Source organism: Telluria mixta (assembly GCF_029223865.1).
In the GTDB taxonomy this organism is placed as follows: Bacteria; Pseudomonadota; Gammaproteobacteria; order Burkholderiales; family Burkholderiaceae_D; genus Telluria; species Telluria mixta.
The window spans coordinates 5816323-5831221 of record NZ_CP119520.1; the positions used below are offsets into that span (position 1 = coordinate 5816323).

At 65.5% G+C, this 14899-nt stretch carries 15 protein-coding genes; 12 read left to right on the forward strand and 3 right to left on the reverse strand.

All coding sequences use genetic code 11. From position 1 onward, the window contains the following. Both P0M04_RS25605 and P0M04_RS25610 read right to left on the reverse strand, forming a co-directional pair. Window positions 1–1119: a transglutaminase-like domain-containing protein gene (locus P0M04_RS25605; RefSeq protein WP_259451434.1), complete on the reverse strand. Its 1119-nt coding sequence runs from the start codon at window positions 1117–1119 to the stop codon at window positions 1–3. Between the two features lie 4 nt (window positions 1120–1123). Next, window positions 1124–1651, reverse strand: a complete 528-nt coding sequence (locus P0M04_RS25610) for a TlpA family protein disulfide reductase (RefSeq protein WP_259451433.1) — start codon at window positions 1649–1651, stop codon at window positions 1124–1126. 143 nt (window positions 1652–1794) lie between these two features. On the opposite strand from P0M04_RS25610, the gene P0M04_RS25615 reads away from it, so the two are divergent. From P0M04_RS25615 to P0M04_RS25645, 7 genes are all read left to right on the forward strand, one after another. Further along, window positions 1795–2127, forward strand: coding sequence for a DMT family transporter (locus P0M04_RS25615; RefSeq protein ID WP_259451432.1), 333 nt, complete (start codon window positions 1795–1797; stop codon window positions 2125–2127). A gap of 65 nt (window positions 2128–2192) precedes the next feature. Beyond that, entirely contained in the window at window positions 2193–3989 is a 1797-nt protein-coding gene (locus P0M04_RS25620) for a glycoside hydrolase family 43 protein (RefSeq protein ID WP_259451431.1), read from the forward strand. Window positions 3990–4092: 103 nt separating this feature from the next. Next, entirely contained in the window at window positions 4093–6099 is a 2007-nt protein-coding gene (locus P0M04_RS25625) for a glycoside hydrolase family 2 protein (RefSeq protein ID WP_259451430.1), read from the forward strand. A gap of 39 nt (window positions 6100–6138) precedes the next feature. Beyond that, window positions 6139–7446, forward strand: a complete 1308-nt coding sequence (locus P0M04_RS25630; protein WP_259451429.1) for an extracellular solute-binding protein — start codon at window positions 6139–6141, stop codon at window positions 7444–7446. Between the two features lie 22 nt (window positions 7447–7468). Next, on the forward strand, window positions 7469–8353 hold the full coding sequence (locus P0M04_RS25635; protein WP_259451428.1) for a carbohydrate ABC transporter permease: 885 nt from the start codon (window positions 7469–7471) through the stop codon (window positions 8351–8353). Beyond that, on the forward strand, window positions 8350–9174 hold the full coding sequence (locus P0M04_RS25640; protein ID WP_259451427.1) for a carbohydrate ABC transporter permease: 825 nt from the start codon (window positions 8350–8352) through the stop codon (window positions 9172–9174). Before P0M04_RS25635 ends, P0M04_RS25640 begins: the two co-directional genes overlap by 4 nt. A 4-nt stretch (window positions 9175–9178) precedes the next feature. Then, entirely contained in the window at window positions 9179–10294 is a 1116-nt protein-coding gene (locus P0M04_RS25645; protein ID WP_259451426.1) for an ABC transporter ATP-binding protein, read from the forward strand. Between the two features lie 113 nt (window positions 10295–10407). On the opposite strand, the gene P0M04_RS25650 is transcribed toward P0M04_RS25645, so the two are convergent. Next, window positions 10408–10860, reverse strand: coding sequence for an ester cyclase (locus P0M04_RS25650; RefSeq protein ID WP_259451425.1), 453 nt, complete (start codon window positions 10858–10860; stop codon window positions 10408–10410). 76 nt (window positions 10861–10936) lie between these two features. Between P0M04_RS25650 and soxR the strand changes: the two genes are divergently transcribed. The 5 genes from soxR to P0M04_RS25675 all read left to right on the forward strand — a co-directional run bounded on the left by soxR (window position 10937) and on the right by P0M04_RS25675 (window position 14863). Further along, the gene (soxR, locus tag P0M04_RS25655; protein WP_259451424.1) at window positions 10937–11389 is read left to right on the forward strand and encodes a redox-sensitive transcriptional activator SoxR; all 453 of its coding nucleotides are present in this window, start codon (window positions 10937–10939) and stop codon (window positions 11387–11389) included. Between the two features lie 568 nt (window positions 11390–11957). Then, entirely contained in the window at window positions 11958–12263 is a 306-nt protein-coding gene (locus P0M04_RS25660; RefSeq protein ID WP_259451423.1) for a hypothetical protein, read from the forward strand. A gap of 165 nt (window positions 12264–12428) precedes the next feature. Further along, complete coding sequence (locus tag P0M04_RS25665; protein WP_259451422.1) at window positions 12429–12785, forward strand: hypothetical protein; 357 nt, start codon at window positions 12429–12431, stop codon at window positions 12783–12785. 155 nt (window positions 12786–12940) lie between these two features. After that, window positions 12941–13222: a hypothetical protein gene (locus tag P0M04_RS25670; protein ID WP_259451421.1), complete on the forward strand. Its 282-nt coding sequence runs from the start codon at window positions 12941–12943 to the stop codon at window positions 13220–13222. A gap of 612 nt (window positions 13223–13834) precedes the next feature. Beyond that, complete coding sequence (locus tag P0M04_RS25675) at window positions 13835–14863, forward strand: LacI family DNA-binding transcriptional regulator (RefSeq protein WP_259451420.1); 1029 nt, start codon at window positions 13835–13837, stop codon at window positions 14861–14863. Window positions 14864–14899: the final 36 nt, after the last annotated feature.

Here is a 14899-nt window from a genome sequence, read left to right on the forward strand (position 1 = left end):
TCAGATGGCGCGCGACGTGATGGTGTACTTGAACGTGTCCGGCGCGAGCGAGTCGTACGCTTCGCCGCGGCTCTGCGCCTGCGGGTACATCAGGAAGCCGACCTTGCCCGCGGCGGAACCCGGCAGGCGCACGTCGTGGGCAAAGTTATAGCCCATCCAGTTGCCTTCCCAGCCGCCGAACAGGGCGCGCTTGACCGGCGCGACGACCGGGTGGTCCGGGTCCTTGATCCAGTCCGCCGTCTCCTGGCGCATGACTTTTGCCACGTCGGCCGGGTCCATCGCGACCCAGCCGTGCTGCTTCAGGTACACCTCGGCGCGGCAGTGCTGGGCGCCCTGCAGCGATGCCGGCTTGCCGCCCAGTTCCTTGTAGCCGAACGCACTCGGTGCGATGCGGATGCCGTAGACGTCGCGTGCCGGCACGCCGGAAGCGCGGCACAGGCCCACGAACAGGCCGTTCAGGTCGGCGCACTTGCCGCCGAAATTACCCGTCTCCAGCATCGTCTTGATGTCGCCCGTGCCGCAGCCTTTCACTTTCGGCTCGCGGAACGTGTTCAGCACGATCCAGTCGTAGATGCGCTGGACTTTTTCTTCGTCCGTGCGCGCGCCCTTGGTGATCGTCAGCGACGTCTTTTTCACGATGCCGTCGAGCGGCATCAGGTCGGTCGGCTGCAGCCACAGGCGCAGGTCTTCCGCAGACTCGCCGCCCGGAGTGCGGGTCTTCCAGTTCTCGGCGCGGTCGCGGGTCTGGATGCGCGACACGACTTCCAGCATCGGCGCGGCGCTGCCGTCGAATTCGGCGACGAGGAAGCGCGCGCCATAGTGCGGGTCGCTCTCCACGTGGGTCTTCGTCGCGTTGCCGGACCAGTTACTCGACAGGCTGCGCTGCCATTCCGTGTCGATGGCCGGGAGCGGGATCCACACGGTCGACGGACCGGCGGCGCGCTGCAGGGCCACCTTCGTCACCACCTCGTAGCTCTTCCAGTCGCCCGGACGCGGGTCGAAATGGCGTTCCTGCTCGTCCGCCGCCAGCACGGCGCGGGGCAGGGTGGTGGCGAGCGCGAGGCCGCCGGCCGCTTTCAGCAGCGCACGGCGGGCGGTGGACGGTTTGGTGTCTTGCATGCGTTTATTCCCTATTTTTGGTTGGTGTTCTGTGTTGCGATTCGGCCAGCAGCGCATCGATGGCGGCGCGCAGTCTCGTGTCGTCCGGCGGAATCTCGCCGACCGTGCGCCAGCGTGCGCGCCCCGTCCGGTCCACGAGGATCGTCGTCGGCATCACGCCCGGCGTCCAGCGCTTGAAGGCGTCGCCCGTGCGGTCGCGCAGGACGGGATAGCCGAGCGGGTGGTCCATCGTAAAACGTTCGATCGTGTCGAGCGGTTCCTTGTAGTTCACGCCGACGACCGCGACGCCGTCGTGACCCGCCAGCGCTTTCAATACCGGCAGCTCGTCCACGCACGGGCCGCACCAGCTGGCCCAGAAATTCACGACGACGACCTTGCCGCGCAGGCTCGCCAGGTTCCACGGCTGGCCGTCCAGTCCCGTCACCTGCAGGCCTGGCGTCGGCTGGCCGGCAGGCCAAGGCCGCAGCGTCGCGTCCTTCGCCCCGGCCGTGCCGGCGCTCAGCAGAGCCGCAAACAGCAGGCCGGTGGACATCCTCGGGTGGTTCGTCAACGTGTGGATCTCGAAGCGGAAACAGGCGTCATGATACCAGAGCGGACGTTCCGGCGCCCGAGGAAGGGCCCTTCCAGTTGGCATGATGCGACGGGGTTGTTCATAATCTTGCCAAAGGAGCAGCGATGAACAACTGGATTTACCTGGCGATCGCCATCTTATCGGAAACCGTCGCCACCACCGCGCTGAAGGCCAGCGCCGGATTCACCCGTCCGGGCCCTGCGGCGCTCGTCGTCGTGGGCTACGGTCTCGCGTTTTATTTCCTGTCGCTTACCTTGCGGACGATCCCGCTGGGCGTGGCGTATGCCGTCTGGTCCGGCGTGGGCATCGTGCTGATCACGGCGGCCGGGTGGATCTTGTACGAACAGAAACTCGACGCCGCGGCGCTGGCGGGCATCGCGCTGATCGTGGCCGGCGTCCTCGTGATGAACCTGTTCTCGAAGACGGCCGGCCACTGATTGCCAACCGTGCATCCCGCCCGGGCCGCTTGGGGTAAGCTCTGCGGCACTCGACGGGGGAGACCATGGGATCGCTACGGAAGCTCGCGACACTCGCATTCGCGCTGGCCGCACCGGCATGGGCGGCGCCCGCCGCCACCTACCGCAATCCGCTGCCCGTCCACCTGGCGAACGGCGAGCCCTCCCAGAACTGCGCCGACCCGGCCGTGCTGCGCGACCCGCGCGCGAAGACGCCCACGTGGTATCTATATTGCACGAGCGATCCCGTCAGCAAGAAGGAGCGTCCGCTGGAAGGCGAACAGGGCGACTGGCACTTCCATATGATCGCGATCTACCGCTCGACGGACCTGGTCGACTGGGCCTACGTGGGCGACGCGTTCGCCGACCGTCCGGCCGGGCTGGCGGCGCCGACGTCCGGCCTGTGGGCGCCCGAGCCCGAATTCCTGAACGGCCACTACTACCTGTATTTCACGGTTACCGACGTGGCGGACGCGCACAGCCCGGAAGCGGGGTGCGACAAGGATAGCGCCATCGGCGTGGCCATGGCCGAGAGTCCGGCAGGCCCATGGGTGCCGGCGGCCAAGCCGGTGGTGCCGCCGCGGCGCGCGGGACCCGGCTGCGATTTTCAATGGACGTTCGACCCGAAAGTCGTCGAGGACGGCGGCCGCAAGTGGATTTATTACGGCAGCTACGGCGGCGGTGTGTACGTGCAGCCGCTGCGGTCCGACGGGCTGCAAGCCGAGGGCACGCCGCGCAAGGTGGGCGCCGCGTGGCGCTACGAGGGCGCGGAAGTCGTGAAGCATGGCGGCTGGTGGTATCTGTTCGGATCGACGACCGATTGCTGCAACGGCCCGCTGACCGGCTATGCCGTCTACGCGGGCCGGGCGCGCACGCCGGCCGGGCCGTTCCTCGACCGGCTGGGCCAGGACCTGGCGGCGCCGCGCGCCGGCGGCACGCCCGTCCTGTTCCAGAACGGTAACCGCTGGGTGGGCGTCGGCCACAATACTGTGTTCCCCGATGCGGGCGGACAGTGGTGGACGATCTACCACGGCATCGACGTGAACGAACCCTTCTTCAGCGCGCGCGACAAGCTGACGCGGCGCCTCGCGCTGCTCGACCGTATCGACTGGGTCGACGGCTGGCCCGTCGCGCGCGGCGCACCCAGCGACGAACCGCGTCCCGCGCCTGCCACGGTGGCCGGTACGCGTCCTCGTGCACTGACGCTCGCGCCGGCGCCCGCGCAGAACGCGAGTCCGCTGTGGACGGACGCTTTCAACGGCGCGAAGCTGGACGACCGGTGGGCGTGGCAGCGCCGGCCGTCCGATGACGCGTGGTCGACCGGTCCGAAGGGCCTGACGATGGCCACGGCCGCGACCGACCTGCACGTGGACACGAACACGGCCGGTGTGCTGCAGGCTTCTCTACCGGAAGGCGACGTCCGGATCGAAGCGGTCGTCAAACTTGACGTGCCCGACGACTGCTGCAAGACGGCCGTGCAGGCGGGCCTCGTGGTGATGCGCGACGACGACAACTACGTCAAGCTCGTCGAGATGGCGAACGGGGGCCTGCACCAGGTCGAGTTCGCGAAGGAGCTGTCTCCCGTGCCGGAAGCGTATCCGCGCTACGGCAATACGGTGGTCGGCACGCCCGGGACGACCACGTGGCTGCGGCTCGATGTCCACCGGGTCGGGGGGGATGAGCGTTATACGGCCTATTCGAGCCGGGACGGCAAGACCTGGGTCGGCGGCGGGGCGTGGACGCACCGCCTCGGACCGCAGGCAAAGCTGGGACTGGTGGCGATGGGCGGCGCCGGCTACCGCGCGGTGTTCGAACGCGTGACCGTGTCCCGCCTGTCTCGTTGATGCGACGTCGTTGGTATCGGTTTGTAACCGGCAGTGAAAGGACTTGCCAGCGACAGTGTCGGCTCATAGAGTAGGTCGTACAGAAGAACGAAGGAGCGCAAACGTGGAATATCCCCGCCCACAATTGCGGCGCGCCGCCTGGCGCAGCCTCGACGGCCCCTGGCAGGCCATGTTCGACGACTCGACCCTCTACGTCGATCCGGCCGAGGTGCCGTTCGACCGCACGATCGTCGTCCCGTATCCGCCCGAAGCCCGCGCGAGCGGCGTGCACGACCGCGGCTACCGCCGGCGCGTGTGGTACAAGCGCCAGATTTCGCTCGACCCCGCGCTGCTGCCGGGTCCGGAGGAGCGGCTGATCCTGCACTTCGGCGCCGTCAACTACCGCGCCCGCGTGTGGATCAACGGCCGCTTTGCCATCGAGCACCGGGGCGGCCACAGCCCGTTCTCCCTCGACGTCACGCGCCACCTGGACGGCTCGATCCTCGAGATCGCCGTGCAGGCCGAAGACGACCCGCAGGACATGCACAAGCCGCGCGGGAAGATGGACTGGGAGCCGGAGCCGCACAAGATCTGGTACCCGCGCACGAGCGGCATCTGGCGCACGGTCTGGATCGAGAAGGTCCCGCGCGCCCACGTGGCCCAGCTGCGCTGGACGGCCGACGTCGCCCGTTGGCAGATCCGCCTCGACGCCGACATCGCCCACGTGCCGGAAGGCGGCATGGCCAACGTGACGTTGAAGATGGGCGACCGGCTGCTCGTCAACGACCGCTGCCTGCTGACCGGACCGCGCCTGTCCCGCATCTTCCAGCTGCCCGATCCCGGCATCGACGACGCGCGCGGCCTGTGGATGTGGAGCCCGGAGAGCCCGCAACTGATCGATGCCGAGATCGAGATCCGCTCGGCCGACGGCAACCTGATCGACAGCGTGCAGAGCTACACGGCGCTGCGCACGGTGAACGTGGAGGGCGACCGCTTCGTGCTGAACAGCCGGCCGTATTTCCTGCGCATGGTGCTCGACCAGGGCTACTGGCCGGACAGTTTAATGGTGGCGTCGAGCGACCAGCTGCGCCACGACGTCCTGCTCATCAAGCGCCTCGGCTTCAACGGCGTGCGCAAGCACCAGAAGTCGGAAGACCCGCGCTGGCTGTACTGGTGCGACGTGCTGGGCCTGTGCGTGTGGGGCGAGATGCCGTCCGCGTACGGCTTCTCCAGCGCGACCATCCACGGCGTGATGGAGGAGTGGAAGGAACTCGTCGAGCGCGACATCTCGCACCCATGCATCGTCGCGTGGGTGCCGACCAATGAATCGTGGGGCGTGCCGGAACTGATGAACGACCGGCGCCAGGTCGACTTTGTGCGCGCCCTGTACCACATGACACGTGCGCTGGACGGCACGCGGCCCGTCGTCGGCAACGACGGCTGGGAGATGCCGTGCGGCGACCTCGTGTGCGTGCACGACTACGAGCAGGACCCGGTCGTGCTGCTGGAACGCTACGGCAGCCGCGAAGCCGTCGCCTACACGCTGGAACACGTGCAGCCGGACCGGCGCCGCCTCGTCATCGACGGCTACACGGGACTGGGGCGGCCGCTGTTCCTGTCCGAATTCGGTGGCATTGCCATGTCGAAACCCGGCGAGGAATCCGGCTGGGGCTATTCGGTGGCGAAGGACAGCAAGGAACTGCTGACCCGCTACCAGCAACTGATGTCGGCGGTGCACCGGTGCCGGCCGCTGTCCGGCTTCTGCTACACGCAGTTGACGGACACCTTCCTCGAAAAGAACGGGCTGCTGACGGAAGACCGCGTCCCGAAAGCGCCCATCGAAGCGCTGGCCCAGGCCACGCGCGGTCCGCAGGCGCACCTGCAGGACTGGGTGCTGGATCCCCTTGGCCACAGCCAGCGCTGGCGCGCGCGGCGGGGGCCCGATTTTCCTGTCGAGTGGACGCGCGTCGGAGAAACGGCAGAAGTGCTAGCCTATCCGGGAGAGCGCCAGCCGCAGCAGGTGGAGCCCGACAAACCACCCACGGAACCGAGTCCTTCCGCGGGTCCTCCGGGTTTCGAACGTCGCGGGCGTGGCGCTCCGGGAGCGCGGGCACGGCGTAAAGCCGCCTGATTCGACCGCGCTCCCGCCAACGAACGACAAGGAGACGACGTGGCGCGACGCGGATTCCCGCGCGCCGCCGCGCTGGTTGCGACCCTGTTCATCGTGCTGGCGGGCGTGAGCGCCCCCGCGCGGGCGCAGGTCGAAGTCAGGATGTGGACGCTGCTTTCGGGCGGCGACGGCGCGCGCATGCGGGCGCTGGTCGACGACTTCAACGCCAGCCAGCGCGACGTGCGCGTGGTCAGCACGACCCTCAAATGGGGCGAACCCTTTTACACGAAACTGATCACGGCCTCCGTCGTGGGCGCCGGGCCGGACGTCGCGACCATCCACCTGTCGCGCATCGTCAACCTGGCCGGCGGCGGCGTGCTGCGGCCGATCGCACCGGGCGAGCTGGCGGCGGCCGGCCTGCGCGGGCAGGACTACCTGCCGCGCCAGTGGGCCAAGGCGCACTACCAGGGCGCCACCTATGCCGTCCCGCTCGACGTCCACCCGTTCGTCCTGTACTACAACAAGACCCTCGCGGGCAAGGCGGGCCTGCTCGACGCGGACGGCAACCTGAAACCCATCGCCGGGGTCGATGCCCTGACGGAGGCGTTCCGCATCGCCACCGAGCGCACGGCCCAGCGCGGCCTGACGATGGAAAGCAGCCAGAGCTCGTATGCGATCTGGCGCCTGTGGCTGGCGATGCTCGCGCAGCAGAACGTCACCATCATCGCCAATGGCCGCTTCACGTACGGCCCGGCCGGCGCCGCGACGCTGTCCCGCATCAGCGACTGGTTCACGAAGGGCTATGCGCAATCCGGGCTCGATTACCCGGCGTCGACGAGCCAGTTCATGGGCGGCGGCGCCGCGTTCATGCTGAACGGCGTGTGGGAAGTGCCGGAACTGGTGCGCGCGTCGAAGGCCGGCACCCTGGGCTTCGAGTACGGCATCGTGCCGCTACCGAAGATGTATGCGAACGCGTCGACATGGGCCGACTCCCACGCGTTCGCGCTGCCCGCGAACCCGGGCCATGAACCGTCGCCGGAAAAGGTGCAGGCCGTGCTGCGCTTCATCGCCTATGTCAGCAAGCATTCCCTGGGCTGGGCCGAGGGCGGCCACATCCCCGCGTACAAGCCCGTCGCCGAATCGGCCGCGGCGAAAAGCCTGATGCCGAATGCGATGTACGCGCGGGTCGCGAACGACGTCGTGTACGATCCGGACGGCTGGTACATGGGCGCGGCCGGACCGCTGGAGGCAATCGCGTCGAAATTCCTGCCGGCGGCGCTGTACGGCTACCTGACGCCGGAGCAGGCCGTCCACCGGTTCGAGACGGAAGCGGCGCGCCTCGTGCGCAAGCGCCCGCCGCGTTATTGAGGAGCCCATGCGACGCGACGACATGACATTGAGCGCAGGCCCCACCACGGCCCGGCGCGACACCTTGCCCGCCTGGCTGCTGCTGGCGCCTTTCCTCGTGGCGTTCGGCCTGTTCTTCTTCCTGCCCGCGCTGCAGACGTTCTGGCTCAGCCTCACGGAGAGCAGCCTGACGCGCACGAGCGCCTTTGTCGGCCTCGATAACTACCACACGCTGCTGAACGACCCGTCGTTCTGGGATTCGGTCGGCAACACGTTCTACTTTTCCCTGCTGACGGTGATCCCGCTGTGCGCCCTCGGCCTCCTGACGGCGATGCTCGTCGACCGTTTTACGCGCGTACAGGGCTGGCTGCAGGGCGCGTTCTTCCTGCCGTTCGTGCTGCCGATCTCGGTGATGACCCTTATCGCCGACTGGATGCTGCAACCGTCGTCCGGCGTCGTCAACCACATCCTCGGCGGCCAGCGCGCATGGCTCGCGGACCCGCACTGGGCACTGCCGGCCGTCGCCATCGGCACGATCTGGTGGACGGTCGGCTTCAACATGCTGCTGTTCCTCGCCGGCCTGCGCAACATCCCCGCCGAGCTGTACGAGGCGGCCGCGCTGGACGGCGCCCGCGGCTTCACCCTGTTCCGCACGATCACGTGGCCGGCGCTGCGTCCTGTCGCGACCACGGCGCTGATCCTGCAGCTGATCGCGTCCCTGAAAGTGTTCGGCCAGACCTACATCCTCACGAGCGGCGGGCCGTTCAACACGACGCGCGTCGCGCTGCACTACATGTACGAGACGGCGTTCACGCAGAGCGACGCGGGCTATGCGGCGGCCGTTGCGATGGCGTTCGTCGCCATCGTGATCCTGCTGTCGCTGCTGCAGGCGTGGCTGGTGAAATTCCTGGCCGGGAGGGACGCATGAAGGCTTCGTTCTGGACCCTCGCCGGCGCCGTCTGCGCCATCGTGCTCGCCGCGCTGTGGGCGTTCCCGCTGCTGTGGGCCCTGTCCACGTCCCTGCGGCCGGAGCTGGAGACCGTCTCGGCGAACTTCCACTGGCTGCCCCAGGACTGGACGCTGGACGCCTACCGCAAGACGCTCGGCGCCGGCAACGTCGTGCGCTGGCTGTTCAACAGCTTCCTCGTCGCGCTGCTGGTGACGGTCGTGACGATGGCGATCAGCCTGATGGCCGCGTACTCGTTTTCCCAGCTGCGTTTCAGGGGCCGCGGCATCGTGTTCGGCATCGCCATGCTGGGCTTCCTGCTGCCCTTCGAGGCGCTGCTCGTGCCGCTGTTCCGGACGATGCACCAGCTGGGCCTGATCAACTCGTATGCGGGCATCGTGCTGCCGCAGGTCGTGTCGCCGGTCGTGATCTACGTGTTCAAGCAGTTCTTCGACGCGATCCCCGCCGACTTCCGCGAAGCCGCCGTGATGGACGGTGCCGGTCCCCTGCGTGTACTGTGGAGCGTGTACCTGCCCATCTCTGGCAATATCGTGTGGGCGATGGCGATCGTGACGTTCATCGCGGCGTGGAATAATTTTCTGTGGCCGTTCATCATCGTCACGTCGAACGACATGATGACGATCCCGCTGGGGCTCACGCAGACGTACGATGCATTCGGCGTGCGCTACGCCCAGCTGATGGCGGCCGCGTTGCTGGGCGCGCTGCCGGTGGCGCTGGCCTATGTGCTGTTCCAGCGCCGCGTGACTCAGGGGTTCCTGGCGGCGAGCGGATTAAAAGGATAGATTTATGGCTTCGGTAAGGCTGCGCGGCATCCGCAAGACGTATGGCGACAATCCCGTCATCAAGGGCGTGGACCTGGACATCGAGGACGGCCAGTTCGTCGTCTTCGTCGGGCCGTCCGGCTGCGGCAAGTCGACGCTGCTGCGCATGATCGCGGGGCTGGAAGACATCACGGACGGCACGCTGGAACTGGGCGGCGTCGTCAGCAACACGGTGGAACCGTCCCGGCGCGGCATCGCGATGGTCTTCCAGAGCTATGCGCTGTATCCGCACATGACGGTGGCCGAGAACATGGGTTTTGCCTTGAAACTCGCGAAGGTGCCGAAGGCGGACATCGTCGCGCGCGTGCGGCACGCGGCCGAGATCCTGCAGATCGCGCACCTGCTGGACCGCAAGCCGAAGGCGCTGTCCGGCGGCCAGCGGCAACGGGTCGCGATCGGCCGCGCCATCGTGCGCAAGCCGGAAGTGTTCCTGTTCGACGAGCCCCTGTCGAACCTCGACGCCGCGCTGCGCGCGCAGACGCGTGTGGAACTCGCACGCCTGCACAAGGACCTGAAGGCCACGATGATCTACGTGACGCACGACCAGGTCGAAGCGATGACCCTGGGCCAGAAGATCGTCGTATTCAACGGCGGCCGCATCGAGCAGGTGGGCACGCCGCTGGAACTGTACGAGCGGCCGGCGAACCTGTTCGTCGCGGGCTTCCTCGGCTCGCCGCGCATGAACGCGTTTCCCGCAACCCTGGCCGGCCACACGGGCGGCCTCGCGACCGTGCGCGTGCCGGGCGGCGGCATGGCCCAGGTGGCGGCGGATGCGAGCCAGGCGCCGGGAGGCGCCGCGCTGACCCTGGGCGTCCGTCCGGAGCACCTGCGGCTGGAGACCGGGGGCGACGCCGGCATCCCGGGCCGGCTGGCGCTTGCCGAATACCTGGGCGACGTGACGCTCGCATACGTGCAGGTCGAGGGCGTCGACGGCATGGTGGCGGCCAAGTGTCCGCCCGACGTGCCGCTGCCGGCGCCGGGGACGGCCGTGCGGCTGCGGTTCGATCCGGCGCGGGCGTGGCTGTTCGACGAGGGCGGCGCGGCGTTGCCGGCGTTGCGGGAACAGGTGGCGGCGTCGTAGTCCGTAACACAAGCACGTCGCCCCTGCGGAGGCAGGGGCCTAATTTGTACGCATCGCAACTGCACATAAAAACTGGGTCCCCGCCTGCGCGGGGACGACGAATCATCTTTCAACTAAATCGGCCGCTGCCCGCTCGCCTCCACGAACGACTTCGGCACCACCCCGATCTGCTGCAACACGCCCAGCCGATCCGCCTGCAGCCACGCCCGCACGATCTGCCCGTCGCGGACCTGGTAGATCACATTGCCTTCCTGCGTGACATCCGCAAGACTCGGCTTGATGCCGACGAAGCGCCCGCCGTGCACGGCACGGAACGTCCAGCGGACGGCGACCCTGTCGTCCTCGCCGAACACGTCGTGCAGTTCGAAGCGCACGCCCGGGAAGCCCGTCAGCACGGCTTCGATGGTCGCGCGGAATTCGCGCGGACCCCGTTCGCTGCGCGCGCCGACGAAGTCGGGGGCGATCAGCGTTTCCAGCCGATCCAGGTCGCGCCCGTTGATGCACTCTTCGTACAGTGCCCGGACCAGGGCCTTGTTCATGGCAGTGGCGTTCATGCGATCGTTCATGCGGTTCTCCTCGTGGTTGCGTGTCGATGCAAAGGAGTGTAGAACCTCAACTTAACTTGAGGTCAAGAGGATTCTGATGGCAAAAATCGATCCGGCCGACATCGGGCGACCCTTGACGGTGGGCGAGGTCGCACGGCGCGCGGGCGTGGCCGTGTCGGCCCTGCATTTCTACGAATCGAAAGGGCTGATCCGCAGCGTGCGCAGCGGCGGCGGCCAGCGGCGCTACGGGCGCGACGTGCTGCGCCGCGTCGCCGTCATCAAGGTCGCGCAGCGTATCGGCATTCCGCTCGCGTCGATCAGCGCGGCTTTGGCGTCGCTGCCGGAAGAGCGCACGCCGACGAAGGCCGACTGGACCCGGCTGTCCAGCCTGTGGCGGCGCGAGCTCGATGAACGTATCGACCAGCTCACCCGGTTGCGCGACCAGCTCGACGATTGCATCGGCTGCGGCTGCCTGTCGATCGAGGCGTGCCGGCTGCGCAATCCGCTGGACGAATTGTCGGAGCAGGGGAGTGGGGCGCAGCGGTTGTGATGCGGGTGACAGGGCCACCTGCTTGTCTTGAGATTCACTGAGCCGTACACTGAACCGTGCTGTGTGTCCGCGTTCGGCCAAGAGCGACCGAAGCGAGTTTTTATAACTGTCACTTATCTGGACAGCCATGCATCAGGTGCAAGAGCGATTAGAGCGATACTGTTCAGACCTGCCTGGCCTGACGATCGTCGATAGCGGAGCCTCGTTTGTGGTCAGCTGGAAAGGCAGTTTTGGGGCGCTTGTCCACAAGGATAGCGATCATAGGGAAGCGATGGTTTGTTGGGAGGCCAACCCTTACACGCCGAAAGAAAGCCGTGTCAAATGGCCCGTGCTCGCAACTTGGCTACGCGAAAACGTTAGGTAGCAGCCGAAAACAATCTCGCAGGCACAGCACCGCAGGGGCCGCTTTAGGTCGACAACGGCCTGTCGTGATAGTCCATGAACTTTCCACGCGAACAAGCTGCTATCCTGGCAGAGCGCCCAAGAACGGCCAAAGGCGGACGTTCAGCACACATGGAACTGCTGTTCACCTATGGGAACTTCGACAATTTAAGTCCGCTGAAAAATGATGAAAGTGATCGATCACGAACCACGGTGGTGGTTTTTGCTGCAAGAAGATGGAAAACTTTTTCTCGACGCAAACTGCAATCACAGCTTTGTAGGCTATGATTTTTTAGTTCAACTCAGTTCGGAAGAGCAGGAACGATATGCTCGGGAGGGAAGGACATTTATCAACCACCTAGCGACCGAGATACAGGACAGCGCGCCAGTTCTGACGATCAGCACTTCTCGATTTAAGGGGCGCGACTTGTCAAAGATTTACTCCGACAAAGTAACACAGGCAATTGAGAACTGGCGAGCGAAAGTCTGGTGAAGCATAGCGCATCAATCTGCCCGCGATGACCTCTATGGTCGCCAGCAGATTGTCGTGACAGTAAGCGACTTTTCCAACTCGGCAACCTGCTATGCTGAGCCGAACGGCCGAGTTCGGCCAAGAGCAGACGTTGAACTTAGTTAGCCAGAATTTTCGGAGAAACACATGCGGAGACCAGCGCATCCACCGGATTTGGAAGTCGAGCTGCGGCGTTTTTTCACGGATGACGAAGCACTGAATCGACCGCTGCCTCAAGGTTGGCGTACCCCCAACGACTTCGGATTGCCGGGTGAATTAAACGACGGTATGTATATTTTCAAAGGCAATCCGCCGGAACCCGGCGAGACGGCGTTGGCCGAACTTTGGTTGTTAGCGCCTGAGAGAAATTCAGGCCGTCTCTATGAAGGGTATAAGTTCATCCCGTGGCCTCTTGGAAAAATTGGCGAAGCAATTGTCCGCACCGTCGTCAATCCAGCCCTTCGTTCTGACGTTGATGCTGTCGATGTTTACAAGAACGATTGACGGCCCTATTCGACGACCGCTTTGGGTCGCCAGCAGACTGTCGTGACAGTAAGCGACTTTTTCAGCTCGGCAACCTGCTATGCTGAGCCAACGGCCGTGTTCGGCCAGAAGCAGACCTTCCAAGCGGACACAACAGCTCATCAGGACACCACAACTTGAAGTATTACCTTTACTGCTCCGCAGGAAACACGGAAGGATTGGATGAGTACATAGCCTTCTTTGCGATTGCTGAAGATGGATATTGCTCTCGCTACCTCGAAATTCGGTCTGTGGGACACGCACTGAAGTACACCGAGGACAAGCCAGCAGATGAGTTTGGCGCGCTACCGGATGGACCTTGGGATGCGCTGGAGGCCGCCAAGCCCAAGTACGGGACACTCAACGAAATTTCGCACCGGCTTTTTGACAGTGCTTGGGATGGAATCCAGGCCGGATGACCGTCCGCTTCGTGTCGATAGCAGCCAGTCACAGCAGTCAGCAAACTTTTACCGAGGCAACACGTTTGATCGCTCTGTCGGCTGTAGAAGCCGCGAGTTGCCGACACCGGCGCGCCAAGGCAGGCAAAGTCGTCGAAACGCGCCGTGCGGGACAACGTAATCTTGCCTTCCGGACTCCGTTCCTGGTTATAGCCCTTCATGTAGATGCACCACAGGTTAACCCGCCACCGCAGATTACCGAGCGGGCGTCGCGTTTCCTCGCGGCTGGACGCAAAGTGCGTGCAAGCTCATGGCTCGGAAGCTTGTTGCCCGGTTCCACCGGGACATCGAAAAAGGAGAATCCACGGTATTCGTTTGTCGTCAGCAAAAAAAAGCCCGCACGAGGCGGGCTGAATCTATTTCCTTGGAGGAGATAGAGGAGACGATTCAGATTCTCCGGCAACCGAAGACATCAGTCCAATTGTCGTTTTAGATATCGGCGATTCGCGATATGAATAGCAGGGACGGGAACGAATTCGTGCTGCGTAACCCGAGGCACGCTCCAGGCATGCACCCGTTGATAATTAGTGATAATGTTGTGCAACCGATGACCATTTGCCAACACATCCGCCCATGACCAGGCCCCGCCGCCCCACGATGACCGACATCGCCAAGCTGGCCGGCGTGTCGCAGTCGACGGTGTCGCTGGTGATCAACCATATGAGCGGGGCGAAGGTGTCGAAGGTGACGCGTGAGACCGTGCTGCGGATCGCGCGCGAGCTCGGCTACCCCGTCGACCGGCATGCGCACCTGGCTGCGGCCCAGACCCGCAACCTGATCGTGTATCTCACCGACGAGCTGACGACGAGTCCGCACGCGATGCAGACCATCGACGGTGCCAAGGATGCCGCCTGGGAGCACGACTGCCTCGTTGCCGTGTTCGCCACGCGCGGGGATCCTGAACTGGAGGCCGCGGTGTTCGCGCGCATGCTCGACCATCCGGCGCTGCTGGGCGTCATTTACTCCACCATCTTCACCCGCGCCGTGACGGTGCCGGCCGCGCTGGACGCCACGCCGACCGTCCTGCTGAATTGCCACACGCGCGACAGGGGACGCGCATCGGTCGTGCCGAGCGAGCTGCTGGGCGGCTACACGGCAACCATGCACCTGATCGAGAACGGCCACAGCCGCATCGGCTTCATCAACGGCGAACACTGGATCGAGGCGGCGGCCGAGCGCCTGAAGGGGTATCGCCAGGCGCTGTCGACGGCCGACATCCCGTTCGATCCCGTCCTCGTGCGTGCCGGCGACTGGCAGGTGGCGGCCGGGTACGACCACGCGTTGTCCCTGCTCGACCTGCCGCAACGGCCGACCGCATTGTTCTGTGCCAATGACCTGATGGCGATCGGCGCGCTGGACGCGGCCCGGGAACGCAACCTGCTGGTGCCGCGCGACCTGTCCGTGGTCGGTTATGACGATCAGGATATCGCGCGCTACACTCACCCGCCGCTGACCACAGTGTTGTTACCAAACTACGAAATGGGCCGCTGGGCGGCCGATTCCCTCATCGCGCAAGTGCGCGCGAACCAGTCCTCCAAGGCCATCATCAAGATGGAATGCCCTCTGGTGGCACGCGATTCCGTGGCCTCGCCAAGGCTGTAAAACCGCTCAAAAAACCGGTTCAAGCGTGCGTCGGTC

Bases quoted from the DNA above. Each gene is read 5' to 3' on its own strand.
- P0M04_RS25605 (WP_259451434.1), bottom strand. From the start codon at position 1,119: ATGCAAGACACCAAACCGTCCACCGCCCGCCGTGCGCTGCTGAAAGCG.
- P0M04_RS25610 (WP_259451433.1), bottom strand. From the start codon at position 1,651: ATGTCCACCGGCCTGCTGTTTGCGGCTCTGCTGAGCGCCGGCACGGCC.
- P0M04_RS25615 (WP_259451432.1), top strand. From the start codon at position 1,795: ATGAACAACTGGATTTACCTGGCGATCGCCATCTTATCGGAAACCGTC.
- P0M04_RS25620 (WP_259451431.1), top strand. From the start codon at position 2,193: ATGGGATCGCTACGGAAGCTCGCGACACTCGCATTCGCGCTGGCCGCA.
- P0M04_RS25635 (WP_259451428.1), top strand. From the start codon at position 7,469: ATGACATTGAGCGCAGGCCCCACCACGGCCCGGCGCGACACCTTGCCC.
- P0M04_RS25640 (WP_259451427.1), top strand. From the start codon at position 8,350: ATGAAGGCTTCGTTCTGGACCCTCGCCGGCGCCGTCTGCGCCATCGTG.
- P0M04_RS25645 (WP_259451426.1), top strand. From the start codon at position 9,179: ATGGCTTCGGTAAGGCTGCGCGGCATCCGCAAGACGTATGGCGACAAT.
- P0M04_RS25650 (WP_259451425.1), bottom strand. From the start codon at position 10,860: ATGAACGATCGCATGAACGCCACTGCCATGAACAAGGCCCTGGTCCGG.
- soxR (WP_259451424.1), top strand. From the start codon at position 10,937: ATGGCAAAAATCGATCCGGCCGACATCGGGCGACCCTTGACGGTGGGC.
- P0M04_RS25660 (WP_259451423.1), top strand. From the start codon at position 11,958: ATGAAAGTGATCGATCACGAACCACGGTGGTGGTTTTTGCTGCAAGAA.
- P0M04_RS25665 (WP_259451422.1), top strand. From the start codon at position 12,429: ATGCGGAGACCAGCGCATCCACCGGATTTGGAAGTCGAGCTGCGGCGT.
- P0M04_RS25675 (WP_259451420.1), top strand. From the start codon at position 13,835: ATGACCAGGCCCCGCCGCCCCACGATGACCGACATCGCCAAGCTGGCC.